Annotated in this window: 23 protein-coding genes; 17 read left to right on the top strand and 6 right to left on the bottom strand. The window is 58.4% G+C overall.

What is annotated here, in order from left to right:
- Window positions 1-7: 7 nt before the first annotated feature.
- Window positions 8-907 carry a lipid A hydroxylase LpxO gene (lpxO, locus tag FGA82_RS00520; RefSeq protein WP_095118800.1) on the bottom strand — a complete coding sequence of 300 codons (900 nt, stop codon included), beginning with the start codon at window positions 905-907 and terminating at the stop codon, window positions 8-10.
- A 379-nt stretch (window positions 908-1,286) separates the two neighbouring features.
- Here lpxO and FGA82_RS00515 point away from each other — a divergent pair, with 379 nt between their 5' ends.
- On the top strand, window positions 1,287-2,873 hold the full coding sequence (locus tag FGA82_RS00515; RefSeq protein WP_007914779.1) for an ABC-F family ATPase: 1,587 nt from the start codon (window positions 1,287-1,289) through the stop codon (window positions 2,871-2,873).
- A 279-nt stretch (window positions 2,874-3,152) separates the two neighbouring features.
- Window positions 3,153-4,340, top strand: coding sequence for an MFS transporter (locus tag FGA82_RS00510; protein WP_141125620.1), 1,188 nt, complete (start codon window positions 3,153-3,155; stop codon window positions 4,338-4,340).
- Window positions 4,341-4,464: 124 nt separating this feature from the next.
- Here FGA82_RS00510 and FGA82_RS00500 read toward each other — a convergent pair whose 3' ends face one another.
- Together FGA82_RS00500 and FGA82_RS00495 are read right to left on the bottom strand one after the other, a co-directional pair.
- On the bottom strand, window positions 4,465-5,502 hold the full coding sequence (locus FGA82_RS00500) for an alpha/beta hydrolase family protein (protein ID WP_064118184.1): 1,038 nt from the start codon (window positions 5,500-5,502) through the stop codon (window positions 4,465-4,467).
- Between the two features lie 236 nt (window positions 5,503-5,738).
- Window positions 5,739-6,350, bottom strand: a complete 612-nt coding sequence (locus FGA82_RS00495; RefSeq protein WP_141125618.1) for an FMN-dependent NADH-azoreductase — start codon at window positions 6,348-6,350, stop codon at window positions 5,739-5,741.
- A 125-nt stretch (window positions 6,351-6,475) separates the two neighbouring features.
- Here FGA82_RS00495 and FGA82_RS00490 point away from each other — a divergent pair, with 125 nt between their 5' ends.
- Together FGA82_RS00490 and FGA82_RS00485 are read left to right on the top strand one after the other, a co-directional pair.
- Window positions 6,476-7,384, top strand: a complete 909-nt coding sequence (locus FGA82_RS00490; RefSeq protein WP_141125617.1) for a LysR substrate-binding domain-containing protein — start codon at window positions 6,476-6,478, stop codon at window positions 7,382-7,384.
- Entirely contained in the window at window positions 7,381-7,740 is a 360-nt protein-coding gene (locus FGA82_RS00485; protein WP_038361199.1) for an MmcQ/YjbR family DNA-binding protein, read from the top strand. Before FGA82_RS00490 ends, FGA82_RS00485 begins: the two co-directional genes overlap by 4 nt.
- 112 nt (window positions 7,741-7,852) lie before the next feature.
- On the opposite strand, the gene FGA82_RS00480 is transcribed toward FGA82_RS00485, so the two are convergent.
- The gene (locus tag FGA82_RS00480) at window positions 7,853-8,284 is read right to left on the bottom strand and encodes a DUF1294 domain-containing protein (protein WP_141125616.1); all 432 of its coding nucleotides are present in this window, start codon (window positions 8,282-8,284) and stop codon (window positions 7,853-7,855) included.
- Window positions 8,281-9,111: an undecaprenyl-diphosphate phosphatase gene (locus tag FGA82_RS00475; RefSeq protein ID WP_141125615.1), complete on the bottom strand. Its 831-nt coding sequence runs from the start codon at window positions 9,109-9,111 to the stop codon at window positions 8,281-8,283. Before FGA82_RS00475 ends, FGA82_RS00480 begins: the two co-directional genes overlap by 4 nt.
- A 305-nt stretch (window positions 9,112-9,416) precedes the next feature.
- Between FGA82_RS00475 and FGA82_RS00470 the strand changes: the two genes are divergently transcribed.
- From FGA82_RS00470 to FGA82_RS00425, 10 genes are all read left to right on the top strand, one after another.
- Window positions 9,417-11,051 (top strand): methyl-accepting chemotaxis protein, encoded by a 1,635-nt coding sequence (locus FGA82_RS00470; RefSeq protein WP_141125614.1) that lies wholly within the window; start codon window positions 9,417-9,419, stop codon window positions 11,049-11,051.
- 281 nt (window positions 11,052-11,332) lie between these two features.
- Window positions 11,333-11,896 (top strand): nicotinamide riboside transporter PnuC, encoded by a 564-nt coding sequence (gene pnuC / locus FGA82_RS00465; protein ID WP_141125613.1) that lies wholly within the window; start codon window positions 11,333-11,335, stop codon window positions 11,894-11,896.
- Complete coding sequence (locus FGA82_RS00460; RefSeq protein ID WP_141125751.1) at window positions 11,893-12,417, top strand: AAA family ATPase; 525 nt, start codon at window positions 11,893-11,895, stop codon at window positions 12,415-12,417. The genes pnuC and FGA82_RS00460 overlap by 4 nt, the downstream gene beginning before the upstream one ends.
- 217 nt (window positions 12,418-12,634) lie before the next feature.
- A complete protein-coding gene (locus FGA82_RS32040) occupies window positions 12,635-12,814 on the top strand; it encodes a hypothetical protein (protein ID WP_171057221.1) in 180 nt (59 codons plus the stop codon).
- Window positions 12,775-13,224, top strand: a complete 450-nt coding sequence (locus FGA82_RS00455; protein ID WP_141125612.1) for a hypothetical protein — start codon at window positions 12,775-12,777, stop codon at window positions 13,222-13,224. Before FGA82_RS32040 ends, FGA82_RS00455 begins: the two co-directional genes overlap by 40 nt.
- Window position 13,225: 1 nt before the next feature.
- Window positions 13,226-13,801: an adhesin gene (locus tag FGA82_RS00450; RefSeq protein ID WP_141125611.1), complete on the top strand. Its 576-nt coding sequence runs from the start codon at window positions 13,226-13,228 to the stop codon at window positions 13,799-13,801.
- Window positions 13,802-13,874: 73 nt separating this feature from the next.
- Entirely contained in the window at window positions 13,875-14,897 is a 1,023-nt protein-coding gene (locus FGA82_RS00440) for a heme utilization protein (RefSeq protein WP_171057220.1), read from the top strand.
- A 63-nt stretch (window positions 14,898-14,960) separates the two neighbouring features.
- On the top strand, window positions 14,961-15,641 hold the full coding sequence (locus FGA82_RS00435) for a C39 family peptidase (protein WP_141125608.1): 681 nt from the start codon (window positions 14,961-14,963) through the stop codon (window positions 15,639-15,641).
- Between the two features lie 44 nt (window positions 15,642-15,685).
- Window positions 15,686-16,432: a hypothetical protein gene (locus tag FGA82_RS00430; protein ID WP_141125607.1), complete on the top strand. Its 747-nt coding sequence runs from the start codon at window positions 15,686-15,688 to the stop codon at window positions 16,430-16,432.
- Window positions 16,433-16,477: 45 nt separating this feature from the next.
- A complete protein-coding gene (locus FGA82_RS00425; protein ID WP_141125606.1) occupies window positions 16,478-17,785 on the top strand; it encodes a transporter in 1,308 nt (435 codons plus the stop codon).
- A 99-nt stretch (window positions 17,786-17,884) separates the two neighbouring features.
- Here FGA82_RS00425 and FGA82_RS00420 read toward each other — a convergent pair whose 3' ends face one another.
- Entirely contained in the window at window positions 17,885-19,210 is a 1,326-nt protein-coding gene (locus FGA82_RS00420) for a sigma-54 dependent transcriptional regulator (RefSeq protein WP_141125605.1), read from the bottom strand.
- A gap of 353 nt (window positions 19,211-19,563) precedes the next feature.
- Between FGA82_RS00420 and FGA82_RS00415 the strand changes: the two genes are divergently transcribed.
- From FGA82_RS00415 to nhaB, 3 genes are all read left to right on the top strand, one after another.
- On the top strand, window positions 19,564-19,830 hold the full coding sequence (locus tag FGA82_RS00415) for a hypothetical protein (protein WP_016983763.1): 267 nt from the start codon (window positions 19,564-19,566) through the stop codon (window positions 19,828-19,830).
- A 279-nt stretch (window positions 19,831-20,109) separates the two neighbouring features.
- A complete protein-coding gene (locus tag FGA82_RS00410) occupies window positions 20,110-21,411 on the top strand; it encodes a hypothetical protein (RefSeq protein WP_141125604.1) in 1,302 nt (433 codons plus the stop codon).
- Between the two features lie 73 nt (window positions 21,412-21,484).
- Window positions 21,485-22,987 (top strand): sodium/proton antiporter NhaB, encoded by a 1,503-nt coding sequence (nhaB, locus tag FGA82_RS00405; protein WP_141125603.1) that lies wholly within the window; start codon window positions 21,485-21,487, stop codon window positions 22,985-22,987.
- Window positions 22,988-23,081: the final 94 nt, after the last annotated feature.

Below are 23,081 nucleotides of genomic sequence, written 5' to 3'. Positions count from 1 at the left end.
TTTGAATTCAGATCAGAATGAAGATCGCCAGCAAACCACCGAAGATCGCCCACTTCTCCATGTAATAGCGTTTGCGATTACGTTTTTTCAGCTCTTTACCACGCAGACGAATCTTGTAGATCCGGGTAAACAACCGGTTGATCCCACCGGTACGGTCGCCAGCATCATTCGGCGCGCCCGCCGCTGACATGACGGTACGGCTGAACCAACTGTTGAACGCGGCCGCCCAGCGGTACTTCATCGGCCGCTCAATGTCGCAGAACAGGATGATGCGGTTCTTGTCGGTGGTGTTTTCGGCGTAATGAATAAACGTCTCGTCAAACATCACCGCTTCGCCGTCACGCCAGTGGTAGCTCTCACCGTCGACGTTGATATAGCAGCCAGCGTCGTTCGGCGTGTCCAGGCCCAAGTGATAGCGATAGGAGCCTGCATACGGATCGCGGTGACGCACCAGCTTCGAACCCGGTGGCAGCTCGGCAAACATCGCGGCCTTGATCGAGCCGATGCTCTGCACCAGTTCGGTGGTACGCGGGCACAGTTTCATCGCCGACGGATGGCTTTCGCCGTACCACTTCAGATAGAAACGCTTCCAGCCGCTTTTGAAGAACGAGTTGAAACCGACATCGTCGTACTGGTTAGAGCGCTTGATCTCGCCGGCACGCAGCAGATTCTGGCCTTCTTCGCGGATTTCTTCCCAGTGCGCCTGCAACGGGCTCAAGTCAGGAAACTCGCTCGGATCCAGGTACGGCTTGTTCGGCTTTTTCGAAAACAGATAAAGGAAGCAGTTGATCGGCGCAAGAAACGTCGAATGGTCACTCAGTTGTCGACCGAGCTTGTGACGCACACGCCCACGCAGATGAACGTATGCAATGGAAATGACATAAATAGCAGCAATGATGAGTTTCACGGAAATCGTCACACGTCAGAAGTGAACAAACTGCGCGCCGTGCAGCCTGAGGCTCAGCGTCTTATGCAGTGGTCTGAATACACATGGCACGTCCTTGGCCCGCGCCGTAACCGGACGCTCGGTGAAAGGTGGCATTTTAGCCACAGTTTGTAACCGATAGTGAATCTTCAACTGTGAAAAACTGTCCCGTGATCATGCCAATCGGCGATCGTGGCGTGATCGCCCTATCGTTTAAAGAGCCAGACCAGTACAATCGCCGCCAAACTTTACGCGCCCCCCTTGGTTGATGACGGGACTCTCCCGCCTCAGCGCACTTTGACTCGGGCCAAGCGCTGCAGCCGCACCCTCGCTTTTTAAGAATGCTTCGCAGGAAAAACCCTTGATTTCTACAGCTAACATCACGATGCAGTTCGGCGCCAAGCCGCTCTTCGAAAACGTTTCGGTCAAATTCGGTGCGGGCAACCGCTACGGCCTGATCGGCGCCAACGGTTGCGGCAAGTCGACCTTCATGAAAATCCTCGGCGGCGACCTCGATCCGTCCGGCGGTCAGGTCATGCTCGAGCCGAACGTGCGTCTGGGTAAATTGCGCCAGGACCAGTTCGCCTACGAAGAATTCACCGTGATCGATACGGTGATCATGGGTCACGAAGAGCTGTGGAAGGTCAAGGCCGAGCGCGACCGCATCTACTCGCTGCCGGAAATGAGCGAAGAAGACGGCATGGCCGTGGCCGAGCTGGAAACCGAATTCGCCGAGATGGACGGCTACACCGCCGAATCCCGCGCCGGTGAATTACTGCTGGGCCTGGGTATCGGCATCGAGCAGCACTTCGGCCCGATGAGCGAAGTCTCGCCAGGCTGGAAACTGCGCGTATTGCTGGCGCAGGCGCTGTTCTCCGACCCGGAAGTGCTGTTGCTCGATGAACCGACCAACCACCTGGACATCAACACCATTCGCTGGCTGGAAAACGTTCTGACCCAGCGTAACAGCCTGATGATCATCATCTCTCACGACCGTCACTTCCTGAACAGCGTGTGCACGCACATGGCTGACCTGGATTACGGCGAGCTGCGCCTGTTCCCGGGCAACTACGACGAGTACATGACCGTGGCGACCCAGTCCCGCGAGCAACTGCTGTCGGACAACGCCAAGAAGAAAGCACAGATTTCCGAGCTGCAATCGTTCGTCAGCCGCTTCTCGGCCAACGCCTCGAAAGCCAAGCAGGCCACTTCCCGCGCCAAGGCGATCGACAAGATCCAGCTGGCCGAGGTCAAGCCTTCGAGCCGCGTGAGCCCGTTCATCCGCTTCGATCAGAACAAGAAGCTGCACCGCCAGGCGGTCATCGTCGAGAAAATGGCCAAAGGCTTCGACGGCAAACCACTGTTCAAAGACTTCAGCTTCCAGGTTGAAGCCGGCGAGCGCGTGGCGATCATCGGCCCGAACGGTATCGGCAAAACCACCCTGCTGCGCACCCTGGTCAACGAACTGACCCCGGACGCCGGCAGCATCAAGTGGACCGACGCCGCCGAACTGGGCTACTACGCTCAGGACCACGCGCACGACTTCGAAGACGACGTAACGCTTTTCGACTGGATGGGTCAGTGGACTCAGGGCGAGCAGATGATTCGCGGTACTTTGGGCCGCATGCTGTTTTCCAACGACGAGATCCTCAAGTCGGTCAAAGTGATTTCCGGTGGTGAGCAAGGTCGCATGCTGTTCGGCAAGCTGATCCTGCAAAAGCCGAACGTGCTGATCATGGACGAACCAACCAACCACTTGGACATGGAATCGATCGAGGCGCTGAACCTGGCGCTGGAAAACTACCCGGGCACGCTGATCTTCGTCAGCCACGACCGTGAGTTCGTATCGTCCCTGGCCACGCGCATCATCGAGCTGAGCCCGGATGGCGTGACCGACTTCAGCGGCACTTACGATGACTACCTGCGTAGTCAGGGTGTGGTGTTCTAAACAGCAGCTTCAAGTGTTGAGCTGCTAGCTTCAAGCTAAAGCCCTGTCCATGTGACGGGGCTTTTTGCATTCAGCGTGCTGATCGTTCCCACGCTCTGCGTGGGAATGCATCCCGTGACGCTCCGCGTCACACGAGCCGGACGCGGAGCGTCCGTGGCGGCGTTCCCACGCAGAGCGTGGGAACGATCGGCGGGGTAAAAGATAGTTAGCCTGCTTTCTTTTATCTGACACCCAAGCCATGATGCGAACTCTCCCACCGCCGCCCGCGAACGAGTCCTCATGTCTGCGCAGCAACTGCCACCGCAAAGCTCCATGGCGATCACCCTGCAGATCGTCTCCATCGTGTTCTATACCTTTATTGCCTTCCTCTGCATCGGTTTGCCGATTGCGGTGTTGCCCGGTTATGTACATGAGCAGCTGGGTTTCAGCGCAGTCATTGCCGGGCTGGTGATTGGCTCGCAGTACCTGGCCACCCTGCTCAGCCGGCCGATGGCCGGGCGCATGTCGGATACGGTCGGGACCAAACGGGCGATCATTTATGGCTTGTGGGGGATTGTCCTCAGCGGCTTGCTGACGCTGCTCTCCACGCTGTTGCAGAGTTTCCCGCTGGCCAGCCTGATCATTCTGATCATCGGGCGCTTGCTGCTCGGCGTCGCCCAAGGGCTGATCGGCGTCGGCACCATCAGTTGGTGCATGGGCCAGGTCGGTGTCGAACACACGGCGAAATCCATCGGCTGGAACGGCATCGCTTCCTATGGCGCGATCGCCATTGGTGCGCCGCTGGGCGTGGTGATGGTCGCCGATTACGGCTTCACCAGCCTCGGCATCGCGCTGGCCGTGCTGGCGGCCGGTGCGCTGGTGCTGATCCGCAACAAACCTTCGGTGCCGGTGATCCGTGGCGAGCGCCTGCCGTTCTGGGCGGTGTTCGGGCGGATTGCCCCGTATGGCGCCAGCCTGACCCTGGCCTCGATCGGCTACGGCACGCTGACCACCTTCATCACCCTGTATTACCTCAATCGCGGCTGGACCGGCGCGGCGTATTGCCTGACGGTGTTTGGCGTTTGCTTCATCCTGTCGCGGCTGATGTTTATCTCGGCGATCAGTCGGTTTGGCGGTTTCAGGTCTGCTATCGCGTGTATGACCATCGAGACCATGGGGCTGGTGCTGTTGTGGCTGGCGCCGTCTACCGCTTTCGCCTTGATCGGCGCGGGTCTGTCGGGGTTTGGCCTGTCGCTGGTGTACCCGGCGCTGGGGGTCGAGGCGATCAAGCAGGTGCCGAGTTCCAGTCGCGGCTCGGGCCTGGGTGCTTATGCGGTGTTCTTTGATCTGGCGCTGGCGATTGCCGGGCCGCTGATGGGCGCGGTGGCGTTGAATCTGGGGTATTCGTGGATTTTCTTCAGTGCGGCGCTGTTGTCGGTGATCGGGCTGGGGTTGACCTTGCTACTGATGCGCCGTGCAACTTCCTGAACAATCGACGCAAAACCAATGTGGGAGCGAGCTTGCTCGCGAAGGCGGGGAGTCAGTCAGCACATGTATTGACTGACACTACGCCTTCGCGAGCAAGCTCGCTCCCACAGGGTTCTATGGCTGGCTATTGATCTGCGGTTTGCATCCCCGCCCGGGTCGGTTGACCCAGTGCATGAGAGAAGAACCGCCCGGCCTCGGAGATCAGGTTGCGATGGATGTCCTCGCGATCCACGCCATCGGCATCGGTGCACAACGCCGGCATGGCACGGATCTGTTCTTCGTTGCACGGCGCCATGAACACGAAGTGCCCTGCCCCGGCCAGCAATTTGAAATCCGGTGCCGTCGGCAGTTTGCGCGCCAGCGCCGCCGCGTTCTTGTCGAAAGCCACCAGTTTGTCGCCATCGCCGCTGTAGAGCAGCACCGGCACATGCACGTCCGCCAAGGTGTGGCGGCCGAATTTCAAACTCAACGGCGCCATCAACAGTAAGGCGTGCACCCGTGGGTCAGCCACCGGCTGCAAGTCATCGCGATCGACGATCAATTCACCCTGAGTGTTGCAGGCATCACGGTCATCCGGACGCTCCTGACAGTAACGACGCAGACGATCCAGATCAGGTTGCGCGCCCGAAAGAATCAACGCGGTCTCGCCACCCGCTGAGTAGCCGATCACGCCGACCTGATCGGCGTTGACGTAAGGCGCGAGCATGCGGTCGCCGAGGGTGGCGGTAATCGCTTCGGAAATCTGGATCGGCCGCCCGTAGAGATTGCTCAGGGTGCCGAGACGGCTGTGGTCTTTGGAGTTGTCGCCGGGATGGATCACCGCGACCACGACAAAGCCTTTGCGCGCCAGCGAGGTGGCGAGGTCGTGCAAGGCCAGCGGCGTGCCGGTGTTGCCGTGCGAAAGCATCAGCATCGGAAAGCGGCCAATGGCGACTTTGGTGTCTTCGCCGGCCTCCACCGAATAGCCTTCGAGCAGGCTCATGTGTTCGCGATCGCTGGACGGATAGAAGGCGATGGCGCGCATCGGTTGCAGGTCGAGCGGATCGAGGAAGGTCATCTCGTGATAACCGACGCTCCACACCGGATGTCGCCCAGGCGCAGCCTGCACTGAATTCAGGCTGCCAAGCAGGCAAATCAGTAACGCTGCACAAAGACGCATCATGGGATGCCCCACCCTGTTGTTACTCAATCGACAGATCCGTTGCATTGCGGGCCAGAAATGCCGGGGATTCGGCGTTTCGGTACGACACTGCACTCAGACGCTGATCGTGTGACTGCATAACCCGGGCCAGATTATGTAACAGTCAGAAACAAAAAACTCCGTAACTGGCCCTTGCAGAACCAGAATACAGAGTTTTTTGAGCGTTACCTGAACATCAGCTGTTCTTTACGCAAGCCTTACGCGGCGGCGAACAGTTGCTCGCTGATTTTCGCTTGAGCGGCGGTCATCGCGGTGTTGCGCACTTCGTCGCCATACGCCAGGCCTTCAGCACGAACGATTTCGATGTCGGTGATGCCGAGGAAGCCCAGTACCAGCTTCAGATATTCTTCGTGAGCGATGCCGCTGGCCTGACCGGCGTGGATGCCGCCGGAGGTCGACACGATCACCACTTTCTTGCCACCGCACAGGCCTTCAGGGCCGGCTTCGGTGTAACGGAAAGTCTGACCGGCAACGGCCACGCGGTCGATCCACGCTTTGAGTTGGGTCGGCACGGTGAAGTTGTACATCGGTGCAGCAATCACCACGGCGTCGGCAGCGATGAACTCGGCCAGGGTCGAAGCGCTCAGTTCGGCTTCGTGCTGTTGCGCGGCGTTGCGCAATTCAGCGGTGGTACCGGCGGCAACCAGAGTGGTCGACGAGAAGTGGCTGATGGCGTCGGCGGCCAGATCGCGGTAGGTCACCACGGCACTTGGCTCGGCGGCCTGCCAGGCTTTGACGACTTGGCCACTCAGCTGACGGGAAGCCGAGTTGTCGCCCAGAATGCTCGAATCGATATGCAGCAGTTTCATGTGGAATCTCCTGGAAGGAATCGCCGGTGGCGACGGAATGGAGACAATCCTACGGAAGAAACCAATGGATGATTAGCCGCCGACAATGCGATAGTTCGTCCCACTGATAGAACAGTTGGACAGCCATGCAAGATCTCAACGATCTCTACTATTTCGCCAAAGTGGTCGAGGCCGGCGGTTTCGCCGCCGCTGGCCGCTTGTTGGGCATTCCCAAATCGCGCTTGTCACGGCGCATTGCCGAGCTGGAAGAACGTCTCGGCGCGCGACTGTTGCAACGCACCACGCGTCAATTGAACCTCACGGCAGTTGGTGAACGGTATCTACGTCACTGCCAGGCGATGCTGCTGGAAGCGGAAATGGCCGATGAAGCGGTCGCCAGCATGTCCAGTGAACCGCGAGGGCGTCTGCGGGTGTCCTGCCCGACCGGACTGGCGCGGGAAATGTTGCCGTGGGTCATCAGTGAATTTCTCGGCAAATTCCCGCAGGTGCAATTGGAGGTGGTGCTGCTCAATCGCCGGGTCGATCTGGTCGCCGAAGGCTTCGATGTGGCGCTGCGCGTGCGTGAGCTGGGCGACGAAGACCCGTTGCTGGTCACCCGCCGCCTGCGCCAGGCGCAAATGGTCGTGGTCGCCAGTCCGGCGTTTATGCACGGGCTGGCGATCAATCACCCGCAGGACCTGAAGAACCTGCCGGTGCTGGGCGCGCTTGAAGCTGATCGCATGGTGCACGTGCGTTTACTCGATCAACAGGGCAACCCTTTCGAGTTGAACATGGAAGCGCGATTGGGCATCGATGATTTTGTTGTGCGCAAAACCTGCGTGCTGGCCGGTCAGGGCTTTACCCTGCTGCCGATGATGTATTGCGAAGCGGAACTGCAAAGCGGCGCGCTGGTGCAATTGCTGCCTGAATGGTCGCTGCCCGGTGGCTGGCTGCAAGCGGTGTATCCGCACCGACGCGGGGTGATGCCGGCGGTGCGCGCATGGATCGATCACTTGGTCGAGTCGTTCAATGCCTGTGGGGAGCGGTTGATATGAGCAAGGGAAAAATGAGCGAGGCCGACGTGGCGGCGTTCTGTCTGGCATTGCCCGGTGCACGGGAAGATTACAAATGGGGCGGCGTGCGGGTGTTCTCGATTGCGGGCAACAAGATGTTTGCCTTGCAGGGGCTGCGTGGGGATTCGCTGGCGTTCAAGGTCGACAAGGATCTGTTCCTCGGTCATTGCGACCGCCCGGGGATTCATCCGGCGCCGTATCTGGCGCGGGCGCAGTGGATCATCATGCACCCGCCCTACCCGTTGGCTGCTGAGGAGTTGCGCGGGTTGTTGCAGCGTTCGCATCAGTTGGTGGTGAGCAAGTTGCCGAAAAAGACCCAAATCGGTTTATTGCTGTAAACCCCATTTCCTTGTGTAGGGAAGGCTGCGATCTTTTGACTTTGATCTTTAAAAAAGCAAGATCAAAAGATCGCAGCCTTCGGCAGCTCCTACAGGGGACTGGAGGTACGGTTTAGAACGGGGTCAGCAGGTTCGAGCCGAGAAACAGCTGGTCGATCCAGAACACCTGGTGCAGCAGCACAATCACCCAAAACAGGATCTGAAACGACACCTTGCGCGTCTTGTGCCGGAAAACCTGCTGGGCGATCAACGCGCCCGGCCAGCCGCCGGCCAGTTCCACCGCGTGCAGGATGTTTTCCGGCGTGCGCCAGGCATCCGTCTGCGCCTTGCGCTTGTCGGCCCAGTACATGAAAAACGCCAGCACGCTGACGATCCCGTAAGCGGCCAACGGCACCAACGAAATCCCGCGCAGCCACATCGATACAGAGCCGAACAGCGGCAGCGCGCAGACGATCAGCAGTACCAGCAGTTTCAGTTTTAGATTCTGAATGTTGTTGCCGCCCGAAGGTCGCCCTTCGGGCCGGCGTGCGCGGGAATCACTCATGGCCTGGCCGCCGCCCAGTCAACCCAGCCAAACTGCCAGGTCGCCAGAATCAGCAGGCCAAACACAATCCGATACCAGGCAAACGCCGCATAGCTGTGGCTGGCAATGAACTTGAGCAAGCCACGCACGGCAATCATGGCGAAGATGAACGCAGTGACGAAACCGATGGCGAACACCGGAAAGTCCGCCGGAACGAACAAATGGCGGTACTTGTAGCCCGAGTAAACCGCCGCACCGACCATGGTCGGCATGGCCAGAAAGAACGAGAACTCGGTGGCGGTCTTGCGCGACAGGCCGAACAACAGGCCGCCGATAATCGTCGAGCCGGAACGCGAAGTACCGGGAATCATCGCCAGACACTGAGCGAAACCGACCTTCAGCGCGTCCTTCCAGGTGATCTCGTCGACCGTTTCGGCGTGCACTTCATGCTGACGCTTTTCCGCCCACAACATGATGATGCCGCCCACCACCAGTGCTGTCGCAACGGTAATCGGGTTGAACAGGTATTCGTGGATCAGGTCGGCAAAGATCACGCCCAGCACCACAGCGGGCAGAAACGCGATCAGCAGGTTGGCGGTAAAACGCCGTGCGCTCGGCTGCGTTGGCAAGCCGATGACCACATCGAGAATCTTGCGTCGAAACTCCCAGACCACCGCGAGGATCGCGCCGAGCTGGATGATGATATTGAACGCCATGGCCCGTTCGCCGCCGAAATCGAGCAAGTCGGCAACAATGATCTGGTGTCCGGTACTGGAAATGGGCAAAAACTCCGTCAGCCCTTCTACAACTCCTAGTATCAGTGCCTGCAAGGCCGTCCAAAGATCCATCAATCCCCCAAAGAGCGATGCGCGTCGGCATGCCCCGATAGTATTTTTCTAGCGTTCACTGCGATCAGCGTAGCTGGTTATGGCTGTACCGATTCCGCACGCACAGGATCCACACGAAACGGTCAAAATTCCGTGAAATATCAATTTGGATTCAGGTTTTCACGCGCGGGGCCGAAATCCTAACAGACAAGCCTTAATAGCGCTGCCGCGTTATACGACTTGGGTCGCGTATGCCCGCTCACAAAATCGTGGTTGGATGCTGGCGGTCGTTTATTACAAGAAAAAGAATCCGGAGTGACAGCGTTATGAACAGCTTGCGCAGTGTGTCGATCAGCCGACGCTTGTGGCTCATCTTGATTGTGGCGGTGGTCATGTTGCTGACCTTGGGCGTGTTGATGCTCAAGCAGATTCACGACGACCTCTATCACGCCAAAGCCCAGAAAACCCAGCACGTGGTGCAGACGGCCAGCGGCCTGCTGACCTACTACCACGACCTCGAAACCGCCGGCACGCTGACTAAAGAGGCCGCGCAGAAACAGGCGCTCACAGCGATTCGCGGTTTGCGTTACGACCAGAGCGATTACTTCTGGATCAACGACCTCACACCTGTGATGGTCATGCACCCGACCAACCCGAAACTCGAAGGCCAGGACCTCTCGGCGATCCGTGATCCGGACGGCTTTGCGGTGTTCAACGAAATGGTCGCCATCGCCAAAGCCAAAGGCGCCGGCATGGTCGATTACCGGTGGCCGAAACCGGGTGCCAGTGAGCCGGTGGCCAAGACTTCTTACGTGAAACTGTTCGAACCGTGGGGCTGGGTGCTCGGCTCCGGGGTTTACGTCGATGATGTGCAGGCGGAATTCCAGGGTCAGGTGATCAAGGCTACGGTCATCGGCCTGGCGATTGCCGTGATCATGGCGTTGTTGGTGATCCTCATCGCGCGCAGCATCGTCCGTCCGCTACAGGAAACCGTGAACGCCATGGCCAACATCGCCAGTGGCGAAAGCGATCTGACCCGCAGCCTCGATACTCATGGCAAGGATGAAGTCACCGAGCTTGCGCATCACTTCAACGCCTTCACCGCCAAACTGCGTCGCGTTATCGGTGATTTGCAGGTGTCGGCCAGCGCCTTGGGCCAGTCGTCCAGCGAACTGGGCAACGACGCCTCGCAGGCGCAGAAACGCAGTCAACAGCAATCGCAGCAAATGGAACTGGTGGCCACGGCGATCAACGAAGTGACCTATGGCGTGCAGGACGTGGCGAAGAACGCCGAACACGCCGCCGCCGAAATGCGTGACGCCGAAGCGCAGGCGCAACAGGGCCAGATCAATATCGACGGCAGTTTGCAGCAGATCGACAAGCTGTCCGGGACCATCGATCAAGCGGTTGAAGTGATTCGCACCCTCGCGGCTGAAAGCACCCAGATCGGCAGCGTACTGGAAGTGATCCGTTCGATTGCCGAGCAAACCAACCTGCTCGCGCTCAATGCCGCCATTGAAGCGGCCCGCGCCGGTGAACAAGGACGCGGTTTCGCCGTGGTGGCGGATGAAGTACGCCTGCTGGCGCAGCGCACACAGAAATCGACAGCGGAAATCCAGTCGATGATCGAGCGCCTGCAGAACCATTCCGAGGCGGCCGTGAAGGTGATCGGCGACAGCAGCAAAGCGTCGCAATTGACCATCGAACAAGCCGGGCTGGCCGGGGCGAGTCTGAATGCCATTGGCCAGGCACTGCGCAATCTCAATGGTCTGAACGCGTCGATTGCCAGCGCTACATTGCAGCAGGCGCACGTGGTCGAGGACATCAATCAGAACGTCACCCAGGCGGCTGGCCTCTCGCACAGCACGGCGATCGCGGCCGAACAGTCGAGTGCCGCCAGCGTACGCCTCGGCCAATTGAGCGAACAACTCAACGGCCTTCTGCGCCAGTTCCGCGTCTGACCCGTGTAACTCTGGGGAGCCCACCCCTCACCCCAGCCCTCTCCCCGAGGAGAGGGGGCCGACCGAGGTGTCTCAAGCTATACGTCGACCTGAAAAATCGAGTCGATTATGGATTCAACACAGAAAGATCAGGTCGGCGTATCTCGAACATCCAACTCGGTCAGTCCCCTCTCCCTTCGGGAGAGGGTTAGGGTGAGGGGCTTTTGATCTACAGCGGTCATCAGAACCTAGCCCAATGCAGTACAATCCGCCCCTTCTCAATTTCCCCCAAGGAACCCGCCATGTCCGGGCTTGAACTGTTTGCCGCCGCCCTCGGCGTGATCGCCGTCTGGCTGACGGTCAAACAGAATCCGTGGTGCTGGCCGATCGGGCTGGTCATGGTCTTGCTCTATAGCTGGATCTTCTTCGAAGTGAAGCTGTATTCGGACATGTTGCTGCAAGTGATCTACGCCGCGCTGCAAGTCTATGGCTGGTGGCAATGGACCCGCGCCGGGACGATGCATGACGGCCGCGAGGTCACCCGCCTCGATCACCGTTCGCTGTTGCTCGGCTTGGGTATTGGTGCCGTCGGCAGTGTCTTGCTCGGCGCGGCGATGGCACATTGGACCGACGCCGCGCAACCGTGGCTGGATGCGGCGCTGACCGGTTTCAGTCTGGTCGCGCAACTGTGGATGGCGCAGAAGCGCCTGCAATGCTGGGCGCTGTGGTTCGTGCTCGATGTGATCTTCGTCGGCCTGTTCATCTATAAGGGGCTGTACCTCACCGCTGCGCTGTACGCTCTGTTCACCCTGCTGGCGATTCAAGGCTTTCGCGAATGGCGCGCCGACCCGGCGTTGCGCACATGAAGGTCGTGGTCCTGACCGGCCCGGAATCCACCGGCAAGAGCTGGCTGGCGGCGGGCCTGCAACAGCGCTTTGGCGGCTTGCGCGTGGATGAGTACGTGCGCCGGTTTATCGAACTCAATCCCCGTGACACCTGTCTGGCCGACATCCCTGAAATCGCTCGCGGTCAACTGCAATGGGAAGATCAAGCGCGGGCGCAACAGCCGTCCCTGCTGATTCTCGACACCCATTTGTTGAGCAATATTCTCTGGAGCCAGACGCTGTTCGGCGATTGCCCGGCCTGGCTGGAATCCGAATTGTTGGCGCGGCATTACGACCTGCACCTGTTGCTGTCCCCGGAACAGATTGACTGGACCGATGATGGTCAACGTTGCCAACCGGATCTGGACGAGCGACTGGCGTTTTACCGAGCCACGCAAAACTGGCTGGAAAACCACCACCAGCGTTTACAGGTCATCGAGGGCAATTGGGCCGAGCGCCAGACGCAGGCCTTCGCCGCCGTCGAGCAACTGCTGACTGAGTGACCCGCTCGACGGGTGCCCTTCCCCGATATTTTCCCCTGGTTTGGGGGCAAAGTGTCCGTTCTTGAAACAGTCGTCCAAGCGCAAAGTGGCCGTTTCAGCACTGTTCATCGCTTTGTCATCCGGGTTGTTACGCGGCTGATACACACCGCTGCAAACCCTTGTTTCAGAGCTTTGTTCAGCCAATGGACAGGTCAGCGCAACCCTGCGTGTATCAGCCATGAAACAGCCGGTGTATCAGGCCTGCGCATCTATTTCCCAAGCAATTGAAATTCAAACACATTTCAAAAGCGGCACAGCTTTCGCTCTCTCCTTCACAACGCTGACCAAGGGCAGCCCACTGAAGAAGGAATTGCAGCCGTGGGGAATATCAAAAAAGCCTTTACTTGCCTCCTGCTGATTGGATCAGCCGCCAGTACGTTCGTGAGTTTCAACGTACAGGCAGAAGGCAACGGTGTGATTGTGCTCAATCGCGATGTCCAGCCGATTCCTATCGGTCGCAGCGGCGGCAAAGACCCCTACCCGACGACCGTCAATGCCAACCCTTCCGGCCGCATCAACCAGGCGATGAACAGCACCGAACTCAATGACGGTGACTTCGCCAGTGTAGCCAGTGGTTCGTCGATTCGCGGCGGTATGTCGACCGCAACCGGTAGCCTGCCGGGGACCAATGTGCTGACCAACCCCAATGGTCTGCCCGGCATGAGTGCCGGTCATGGCGGCGGCGGTGGCAGTTCCATCTCCAACACCGTCAACCGCGCAATGGGCGCCGGCCTCGCTCCGCTGACCCGCATGGCTGGAGGCCAATAAGATGAATCGCACCCTGCTCCTGCTTACCCTCTTCGGCTGCGCCAGTGCCATGGCGGCCGACCCCAGTTCAGTGAACAACGCGAACATTCAGGACACCGGCATTCAGTACCGCGGCAATTACAACGTCAACCAGGCCGCCGGCGACCAGATGCAGCAAACCAATGCCAAATCCATCGCCATTGGCACGTCGGCGAGCGCTACGACGATCGTCCGCCAACACATCGATACACCCGGCAATCCGTCGACGAATGCCAGCGCCACCATCGGCGGCAACTCTTTCAGTAATGGCAACGGGATTCTCGGTGTGAACCAGGGTGCCGGCGCCAACAACCAGATGGCCAACGTGACGCGCGTCAGCATCAGTGCTGCCCCGCAGAGCGTTGACGACAGTGCCCTTTCACAACAGAACGTGGCGCTTTTACCGAGCTCAGGAGCAACTGGTACCTCACCCGGCAGTCGCCAGGTCACGACAAGTGATCAGGCCTTCACCGGCAGCCGCGGGGTAATCCAGGTGAACCAGAGTGCCGGGGTGGGGAACCGAATGGCTAACACCCTGAGCATCCGGGTCGCTGACTGACCCAAACAACAAAAGCAGTGCAATTAGAAAGTACCAACACTTAACCAACTAATAAGCACGATGGAGAAACACCATGAAACCTACAATGGCTCTCAAACCACTGGTTTTCGCACTTGCAGCAGTGATGGCAATCGCAGCACAGGCAGGCGGTCGTGATGACAATGATCACGGTCATGGTAACGGGAACGGCAACGGTCATGGCAATGGCCATGATCCAAAAGGCCCTACCCTCGAAGAACTGCTGCAAATCGGCGCTGGCGCCGGTGCCGCAGTGCTCGATACGCAAAGCAGCGGCGGCAATGCTGTGCTTAACCAAGGCACTCAAAACAACGCCAGCGTCAGTGGCTCGCTCAATGGTGCCAACGGCAACATCGGTGCGAACAACACCGCAGGCGACGGCAACCAACAAGACAACGCTGCGGCTCTGGCGACTGCTGACGAAAGCTTCATCTTCGGCACCGCAGTGGCTGCTTCCAGTGCCACTCAAGTCAACGCCAACAACGCTGTAGGCAACTACTCCAGCACCGCCAACGCCAGCCTCAACAACGTCGGCAACAGTGGCTCGGGTAATATCGGCGTGAACAACAGTGCCGGCAACTTCAACCAACAGAAAAACAACCTGGCAATCGCTGTGTCCGGTGGTCGCGTAGCTCAAGCAGCTGCCGCTGCCAACCAAAGCTCCAGTGGTTTGTCTGTCGCCAACAACGGCACTCAAACCTACAAAAAAGATACCCTCACTGGCACTGTTACCGCCGCCGGCGCATTCGTCGCCGCCGGTACTGCAACCACCAAAGATGACGATCATGGTCATGGCGGTGGCGGCTATGGCAACAATGACAAAGGGCATGGCGGCAATGGTGGCAACAAACCATCCAGCTCTGACTTCGTCGCTGTGGGTGTCTTCGGTCTGGCTGGTGTAACCACTCAACAAGTGATGACTCCAGATGGCTGGAAAAACCCTGTCACCAACAATGCCAACATGACCAACGTGGGCAACAACTGGTCTGGCAACGGTGGCTTCAACAACGCCGCTGGTGTTGGCAACCAACAAAGCAACTCGCTGTCCATCGCTGCAGGTTGCAAAGCCTGCATGTAATCGCGATCGAAAAGAAAGCCCCGGAAACGGGGCTTTTCCTCAGTCCGCAAAGGCGTATCGATCATGCGTAAAACTGCCCTTTTCGCTCTGCTTTGTGTCTGTGGCCTGACTCAGGCCGGTCAGATGCCCGTTGCCGCCTTGCCGGGTGGCACGCTCATCTACAAGAACGTGCAAAGCATTCGTGAGCGCAAATTTTCCGACATCGTCGAACAGAAAACCGATTTCAGCTGCGGCGCTGCTGCACTGGCCACGGTGTTACGCCAGGCCTATTGGCTCGACGTCGATGAGGAGCACATCATCAAAGGCATGCTGGTCAACGCAGACCAGGACCTTGTTCGTACTCAAGGGTTTTCCATGCTCGACATGAAGCGCTACATAGAAAGCATCGGCATGCGCGCCAGGGGTTACAAGATTCCACCGGAAAAGCTCGACGCTGTAACGATCCCGGTGGTGGTACTGATGGAAATTCGCGGCTACAAGCATTTCGTGGTTCTGCAGCGTTCGGACAAGGACTGGGTTTACATCGGAGACCCGGTTTTAGGCCATAAACGCTACAAACACGATGACTTTGTCAAAGGTTGGAACGGCATAGTCTTCGCCATCGTCGGCCCCGGTTATGACAAAACCAATGCATTGCGCAGCCCGCCGACACCGCTCACGGCCAAGAACAAGCTGGATAACTTCAACCCTGTCAGAGATGCTGAATTGATGGACTTCGGGTTCATACAGAGCGACTTCTTTTAATCGCCGATTATAAAGAATGGGGCTGGATGTCCCGGGAGCAGCAAATGAAAACCTCATACTGGCTGGCCGCCGCCTGCCTGGCAGCGAGTGCGTCAGGCTATGCCAATGCAGGATTCAAACCTATCGAGATACAGGACAAGGAGTTGTCCGAACTACGTGGTCGTTATGTCATGCCGGGGCGGATCATCAGCTTCGGCATTGTCATGAGCAGTACCTGGCGCAACGCCAGTGGCGATCTGATCGGGGCGTCGACCTCGATGCAACTTCAGGCAGCATCGATAAAACCCGAATTCTATGTGCAAACGATCAAGGAACACGGCAACGGCAGCACCCTCTCAACGGGTAACGGCACGATCACCGGTGGCGCCGGCCTCGACAGCAGCCAGGGCGTGACGCAGAGCGTGCGTGCCGCTGGCGACAGCAATACCGCCTACAACAATGTCGCCATCAACGTTTCGGAAGCCAATCAGGCGCCCGCGCTGGTGCCCGCTCAAGGGCAGGCGCTGATGGCCGGGCAAACCATCGGAGGTAGCAATGCTGCTGGCAGCGTGGCGGTTTCGGCCACCGGTGGCGGCGTACAAATGGCCATTCAGGCCGCCGGCAATCAGGGCACCGCCCTGCAACAGGTCGCCCAGGGCGGTTTGCTGCAGAACACGCGCCTGCTGGGAAGTGCCAACGTGGTCAATAACATGACTCAACTCAACGTCGTCCTGAACAATAACGGCATGAGCGCCGGCGCACTGGATTGCAACCTGACTCAACTCAGGGCACTACGCACTATTGGATATTGAACTACGCTGAGTCTCGATCATTGGGCTTAAAGGGACGGCTTATTCATGTATCGATCAGTATCACTGCGTGCCGCTGTTTGTTTGAGCACTCTTCTACCTGCAGCCATGCTGCACGCGGCACCGGACGCCGATGTAGAAGTCCTGAAACAAGAGCTTCTGGAGCTGAAGCAACGATACGAAGTACAACAAAAAGCCCTGGCGGTGCTCGAACAACGGGTTCGCCAGGTCGAAGATCAACCGGCGGCGCCGCAACCGAAACGGTTGGCCAAGTCGCCGTCGGATCTCAAAGGCAATCCCAAAGTGGCCACCGGTACCGGGGCCGCAGCAGCGTCGGGGGGCGCAGCCGGAGGCAGTGGGGCCTCTTACGGTCAATCGCTGGCAGATGATTCGCAACCGGCACAGAGTGTGTCCAACCTGTACGACGAAGCCAGTGGTTTCTTCGGCGGTGGCAAATTCAGCTTCGAAACCGGTGTCACCTACTCGCGCTATGACACCCGTCAGTTGATTCTGAACGGCTTCCTGGCACTCGACTCGATCTTTCTCGGCAACATCAACCTTGACCGGATCAAGGCCGATACCTGGACCCTTGACCTCACGGGTCGCTACAACTTTGACAACCGCTGGCAGTTCGACCTGAACGTGCCCGTGGTCTACCGTGATTCGACCTATCAGTCCGGCGGTGGCAACGGCGGCGCGTCTAACGTCACGACCGAACAGGACGTCGACCGCGACCCGACCATTGGCGACGTCAACTTCGGTATCGCCTATAAGTTCATGGATGAATCGGTCAACACACCGGATGCGGTCGTGACCTTGCGGGTCAAGGCGCCAACCGGCAAGGATCCATTCGGCATCAAGCTGCGCCAGACCGACGCCAACTCCAACCTGTTCGTGCCTGACACCCTGCCTACCGGCAACGGCGTCTGGTCGGTCACCCCGGGGATCTCGCTGGTCAAGACGTTTGACCCGGCGGTGCTGTTCGGCAGCTTGTCCTACACCCACAACCTCGAGGAATCGTTCGACGACATCAGTTCAACGGTCAACCAGAAAACCCCGGGCAAAGTGCGCATTGGCGACAGCTTCCAGATCGGTGCCGGTATCGCCTTTGCACTGAACGAGAAGATGAGTATGTCGTTCTCGGTGTCTGACCTGGTGCAACGCAAGAGCAAGCTGAAACAGGATGGCGGGGATTGGGAATCGGTAGTATCCAGCGACGCCAACGCCGGTTACTTCAACGTCGGCATGACCATTGCGGCCACCGACAACCTGACCATCGTGCCCAACCTGTCCATCGGCATGACCGACGATGCCCCGGACTTTTCCTTCAGCCTGAAATTCCCGTATTACTTCTAGGCAAAAGCAAAAGATCGCAGCCTTCGGCAGCTCCTACATCGGATTCATGTAATCCCTGTAGGAGCTGCCGGAGGCTGCGATCGTTTGATCTTCAGCCAGCTAGCGGATCTGGTGCTTGTGCAGCAAACGGTAAAACGTCGGCCGGGACACGCCAAGGACCTTGGCCGCAACACTGAGATTGTCGCTGTGCCGGTTCAACACATCACACAGTGCCTGGCGCTCGGCACGGGTTTTGTAATCTTCCAGCGTGCCCATGGGGGTAGCGATCGAGTGCTGGCTGATCAGCCCCAGGTCTCGGGCCTCGATCTGCCGGCCTTCGGCCAACACCAGCCCGCGCCGCACACGGTTGGCCAGCTCACGGACGTTGCCCGGCCAGTCATGTTTGCCCATGGCAATCAGCGCGTCTTCGCTGAAACTGCGCGGGCGTCGACCGGTTTCGTGGCTGTAGAAGTGGGAAAAATGGTTGGCCAGCATTGAGAGGTCGCCATGGCGTTCACGCAAAGGCGCGGTGACCACTTGCAACACGTTGAGCCGGTAATACAGATCTTCACGAAAACGCTTCTTCTCGATGGCGGCTTCAAGATCGACGTGAGTCGCCGCCAGAACGCGCACATCCACCGGGATCGGCTGGCTGCCGCCGACGCGTTCGATGTGCCTTTCTTGCAGGAAGCGCAGCAGATTGGCTTGCAACTCCAGCGGCAGATCACCTATTTCATCGAGAAACAGCGTACCGCCATTGGCCGCTTCGATGCGCCCGACCTTACGTTGATGCGCGCCGGTAAAGGCGCCCTTTTCGTGGCCGAACAGCTCGGATTGAATCAAATGCTCGGGAATCGCCCCACAATTGATCGCCACAAACGGTTTGCTGTGACGCTGGGACTGTCGGTGCAGCGTGCGCGCAACGAGTTCTTTACCGGTACCACTTTCACCGCGAATAAGAACCGGCGATTCGGTGGGTGCCAGTTTGCTCAGTAATTTGCGCAGTTCGCGGATCGGTTTGCTGTCGCCGAGCAGTTCATGTTCGGGCTGATCCACGTGAATCGTGCCCTGCCCGCGCAACCGCGCCATGCCGAATGCCCGGCCGAGGGTGACCTGCACCCGCGACACATCGAACGGCAAGGTATGAAAATCGAAAAACCATTCACAGACGAAATCACCTACATTTTGTAAACGCAGGACTTCCTGATTGAGCACAGCGATCCATTCGGTGCCGCTGCGACTGATCAGTTCTTTGACGGCTTCGGGACGTTCGAGGTGGAACGGCTGCAATCGCAACAAACCGACATCACAACTTCGATCGCCGGCGTTTTCCAGGGTACAGCTGTCGACATCCCACCCTACGGCGCGTAATCCGGGCAATAAGCGGTGGCAATCGTCGCACGGATCGACCACCAGTAAACGTCGTAACGCAGGCGCTTCGCTCATGACTGTTCCTTGGCGCCAAATATTAGAAATGATTGTAAAAACAGTCATTTGGCAGACCCGACTGTAACATTAGCAAGATTTTGACAGCGCCTTGTATCGATTGCTTATAGGTGTACAAGCAAATGCGTTATAAGAACAGAAGTTGTTAGTAAGCTATCGACTAATTCCAGTCTTTAGCTTTCACGGAGCTTTCAAAAACCTGTCTGTAAAGCAATGCCATGAAAGAAAGTTGAAATTTCTTTGTTTCATGTGTGACCTGCCTGCAGGTTCGGTGCATCAGTACAAGTACCAGCCGAACGGTAAGCCCAACCGACGGCACATCACTTGATTGGGCACGACAGAGAGAAAACCCCATGACCGCCCCGCTCCGTATCAACGAAGCTCTTTTGATTGCCAACCACGCGTTCAAACCTTTCCAGTGCGTGGCCTGGGCGCCACAAGACGGCAATGGCGAACTGAGCCTGACCGTGATCGACCGGACCAATTCGCACATTGGTCGCAAACAGATCCCAAGCAGCGCCTACTCCGATCCAGCGCAACTCGAGCAACTGCTGCAGCAAGCTCGCGCTGAACTCAGCGAAGAAGGTTACAGCCTGCAATCCTGGTCGATGCCACACTAACAACCAAGCGATGCGGATGACGTTCAGGTCATCCGCCCTACTCTGTTAGTTGTAATCTTTTTAACTCTCCGTACTTTTGTACAACTATTTGCAACTTGTTCAGGCGTAACTGCTTGGCCGGCTTGCTATTGGTTCAAAAAGACACTGTTCTGGCACAGTGCGACTCTCCACCTGTTAGTTCTTACAGTTGTACTTCTCCCGGTTCAGGGATTGAATGTTTCGCTCATGCAGTTACCCGCCCGGCTCCCGGTACGGGTCAACTCGCAAGGAGATGCGTGCATGTCCACTCTGAACACTTTTTCGCTACCGGCGTTATCAACGACGTTATTGAACCGGACCGGTCAACTCGACAGAACGTTTGCCGGGACTGGCGTCGCCCAAGTGTATTTCGCTGGCAGCGTGTCCAGCCTGACGGAGGATGTCGCCATCGATGCGCAGGGTCGCATTCTGGTCGCAGCGAAAGTCGGCGTCACCGCCGGCAGCCGATTCGGACTGGCGCGGATGTTGGCCGATGGCTCAGCCGACCTGGCCTTTGGCGATCAGGGCAGCGTGATCGATACCTTTGCGCCAGGTTTCGAAGCCACCGCCGGCAAAGTCCAGACACTCCCCGACGGGCGCATCCTGCTCGCCGGCCTGCATTATGAAAACGCTCATCGCACCCTGCCCGCGCTGGCCTTGTTCGATGCACAGGGCAACCCGGATCGGCGCTTCGGTCACAACGGTTACCAAGTAGTGCGCCTGCCGGGTGATTTGTCCATGGGCAGCCGCGACAGCTGGCTGCCGCCCGGCGTACCGGGTGCCGAAGCCTGCGACTTTGTCGTCCAGGACGACGGGCATATTCTGCTGATCGCCAATCACCACTTCGAACTCGCCGACCATGCCGGCATGCTGATCCGCCTCAAGCCCGATGGCAGTCTGGATGAAACCTTCAACGGCCGTGGTTTCGTGATGATTCGCCATCTACTGTTGAACACCTGGCTCAGCAGCCTACTGTTGCAAGACGACGGACGGATTGTCGTGGCAGGCTCCATCGACTTTCCACAGGAGGGTTTGTTGGCGCGCTATGAGCCCAATGGCCGCCTCGACGAGCGTTTTGCCGTAGACGGATTCATGGCCTTCAAGGCCCACGGTAAAAGCGCCCAAGTCAGTCGGGTGATTGAATCTTCAGACGCCCTGCACTGCTTCGGTAGCAGTCGCGATCCGATTCGTTGCATGGCCTACAGCGTTCACACCAATGGCCGTCCGAACCTGCACAACCATGGCGGCCAGCCACAGCTGTTGGAAATCGGCCCCAGCGGCTGCCAATGGAGCGCCGCCCAGCGCATGGCGGACGGCCGTATTATCGCGGTCGGGGCAACCATTGGTGGAATCGAAGCGGATTTTATCGTCGCCCGCTACTGCAGTGATGGCGGCCTGGATCACAGTTTTGGCGACGGCAAAGGCTGGCTGCGCACGCGCCTGGGACGCAGCCTCGATACGGCTAATTCGCTGGCCGTGCAAGCCGATAACGCCATCCTCGTGGGCGGTTATTCACTGGATGGCAACTACCGGGCAATGGTGGCGCGCTACCTCAACCTCTGAAAAACACGGACTGTACTTGATCTTCAGCAACGCATCCGGCAACTTGCGCGCTTCTAAAGACAAGGAGCAACCGATGTCCGGTTCAATGGCCCAGGCGTTCGCGCACAATTTTCTCGGGCAATCGCCACGCTGGTACAAGGCGACCATCGTCGGTTTTCTGATCCTCAATGCGCTCGTGCTGTTCACCGTTGGCCCGGTCGCGGCCGGCTGGTTGCTGGTGATCGAATTCATCTTCACCCTGGCGATGGCGCTCAAGTGCTATCCGTTGATGCCCGGCGGCTTGTTGCTGATCGAAGCACTGCTGCTGAAGATGACCACGCCGCAGGCTCTTTACGATGAGCTGGTGCACAATTTCCCGGTGATCCTGCTGCTGATGTTCATGGTGGCTGGTATCTACTTCATGAAGGACTTGTTGCTGTTTCTGTTCTCGCGCCTGCTGTTGGGCGTGCGATCAAAAGCGGCGCTGGCCTTGATGTTCTGCTTTCTTTCCGCGTTTCTGTCGGCGTTTCTGGATGCCCTGACGGTAACGGCGGTGATCATCAGCGCCGCGGTCGGCTTCTATTCTGTCTACCACCGCGTCGCGTCCGGCAATGATCCGCGTCAGGACAGCGAGTTTGCGGACGACCATAACCTGCCGACATTGCATCACGAAGACCTGGAACAGTTCCGCGCCTTCCTGCGCAGCCTGTTGATGCACGGCGCGGTCGGTACGGCGCTGGGTGGCGTGTGCACACTGGTGGGCGAGCCGCAGAACCTGCTGATCGGCCATGAAATGGGCTGGCACTTCGGTGAGTTCTTCCAGAAAGTCGCACCGGTTTCGCTGCCAGTGCTGGCGGCGGGTCTGGTCACCTGCGTGTTGCTGGAGAAGTTGCGCTGGTTCGGCTACGGCACCCTGCTGCCGGATAATGTTCGCGCCGTGCTGGCCAACTACGCCGCCGAAGACAACGCCGAACGCACAGCTCGCCAACGCGCCGCGCTGCTGGTGCAAGGCGCGGCGGCATTGATCCTGATCGGCTGCCTGGCTTTTCACATCGCTGAAGTCGGCCTGATTGGTTTGATGGTGATTGTGTTGATTACCGCGTTTACCGGCATCACTGACGAGCATCGTCTGGGCAGCGCATTCAAGGACGCCATGCCGTTCACGGCGCTTCTGGTGGTGTTCTTCGCAGTGGTAGCGGTGATTCATGATCAACAGTTGTTCGCGCCGTTGATCCAGTGGGTGCTGGCGCTGCCCGTCGATCAGCAACCGGGCATGCTGTTTATTGCCAACGGCCTGTTGTCAGCGATCAGTGACAACGTGTTTGTCGCCACGATCTACATCACCGAAGTGAAACAGGCGTTCCTCGCCGGGCACATGAGCCGCGAGCATTTCGAGACGCTGGCGATTGCGATCAACACAGGGACTAACCTGCCGAGCGTGGCGACGCCGAATGGTCAGGCTGCGTTTCTGTTCCTGCTGACCTCGGCGATTGCACCGCTGGTGCGTTTGTCGTACGGGCGGATGGTGTGGATGGCGTTGCCATACACCTTCGTGATGGGCCTGTTGGGCTGGTATGCGGTGAGCTATTGGCTCTGATCAACACCGATTAAAACTGTAGGAGTGAGCCTGCTCGCGATAGCGGTGTGTCAGCCCAAGAAATGGTGGCTGATACATTGTTATCGCGAGCAGG

The sequence above is a fragment of the Pseudomonas fluorescens genome (genome assembly GCF_005938625.1).
Taxonomy (GTDB): Bacteria; Pseudomonadota; Gammaproteobacteria; order Pseudomonadales; family Pseudomonadaceae; genus Aquipseudomonas; species Aquipseudomonas fluorescens_BD.
Note: the sequence above shows the minus strand (reverse complement) of the source record. Positions and strands in the feature narration are given on the sequence as shown.

Bases quoted from the DNA above. Each gene is read 5' to 3' on its own strand.
- FGA82_RS00510 (WP_141125620.1), top strand. From the start codon at position 3,153: ATGTCTGCGCAGCAACTGCCACCGCAAAGCTCCATGGCGATCACCCTG.
- FGA82_RS00500 (WP_064118184.1), bottom strand. From the start codon at position 5,502: ATGATGCGTCTTTGTGCAGCGTTACTGATTTGCCTGCTTGGCAGCCTG.
- FGA82_RS00495 (WP_141125618.1), bottom strand. From the start codon at position 6,350: ATGAAACTGCTGCATATCGATTCGAGCATTCTGGGCGACAACTCGGCT.
- FGA82_RS00490 (WP_141125617.1), top strand. From the start codon at position 6,476: ATGCAAGATCTCAACGATCTCTACTATTTCGCCAAAGTGGTCGAGGCC.
- FGA82_RS00485 (WP_038361199.1), top strand. From the start codon at position 7,381: ATGAGCAAGGGAAAAATGAGCGAGGCCGACGTGGCGGCGTTCTGTCTG.
- FGA82_RS00480 (WP_141125616.1), bottom strand. From the start codon at position 8,284: ATGAGTGATTCCCGCGCACGCCGGCCCGAAGGGCGACCTTCGGGCGGC.
- FGA82_RS00475 (WP_141125615.1), bottom strand. From the start codon at position 9,111: ATGGATCTTTGGACGGCCTTGCAGGCACTGATACTAGGAGTTGTAGAA.
- FGA82_RS00470 (WP_141125614.1), top strand. From the start codon at position 9,417: ATGAACAGCTTGCGCAGTGTGTCGATCAGCCGACGCTTGTGGCTCATC.
- pnuC (WP_141125613.1), top strand. From the start codon at position 11,333: ATGTCCGGGCTTGAACTGTTTGCCGCCGCCCTCGGCGTGATCGCCGTC.
- FGA82_RS00460 (WP_141125751.1), top strand. From the start codon at position 11,893: ATGAAGGTCGTGGTCCTGACCGGCCCGGAATCCACCGGCAAGAGCTGG.
- FGA82_RS32040 (WP_171057221.1), top strand. From the start codon at position 12,635: ATGAAACAGCCGGTGTATCAGGCCTGCGCATCTATTTCCCAAGCAATT.
- FGA82_RS00450 (WP_141125611.1), top strand. From the start codon at position 13,226: ATGAATCGCACCCTGCTCCTGCTTACCCTCTTCGGCTGCGCCAGTGCC.
- FGA82_RS00440 (WP_171057220.1), top strand. From the start codon at position 13,875: ATGAAACCTACAATGGCTCTCAAACCACTGGTTTTCGCACTTGCAGCA.
- FGA82_RS00435 (WP_141125608.1), top strand. From the start codon at position 14,961: ATGCGTAAAACTGCCCTTTTCGCTCTGCTTTGTGTCTGTGGCCTGACT.
- FGA82_RS00430 (WP_141125607.1), top strand. From the start codon at position 15,686: ATGAAAACCTCATACTGGCTGGCCGCCGCCTGCCTGGCAGCGAGTGCG.
- FGA82_RS00425 (WP_141125606.1), top strand. From the start codon at position 16,478: ATGTATCGATCAGTATCACTGCGTGCCGCTGTTTGTTTGAGCACTCTT.
- FGA82_RS00420 (WP_141125605.1), bottom strand. From the start codon at position 19,210: ATGAGCGAAGCGCCTGCGTTACGACGTTTACTGGTGGTCGATCCGTGC.
- FGA82_RS00415 (WP_016983763.1), top strand. From the start codon at position 19,564: ATGACCGCCCCGCTCCGTATCAACGAAGCTCTTTTGATTGCCAACCAC.
- FGA82_RS00410 (WP_141125604.1), top strand. From the start codon at position 20,110: ATGTCCACTCTGAACACTTTTTCGCTACCGGCGTTATCAACGACGTTA.
- nhaB (WP_141125603.1), top strand. From the start codon at position 21,485: ATGTCCGGTTCAATGGCCCAGGCGTTCGCGCACAATTTTCTCGGGCAA.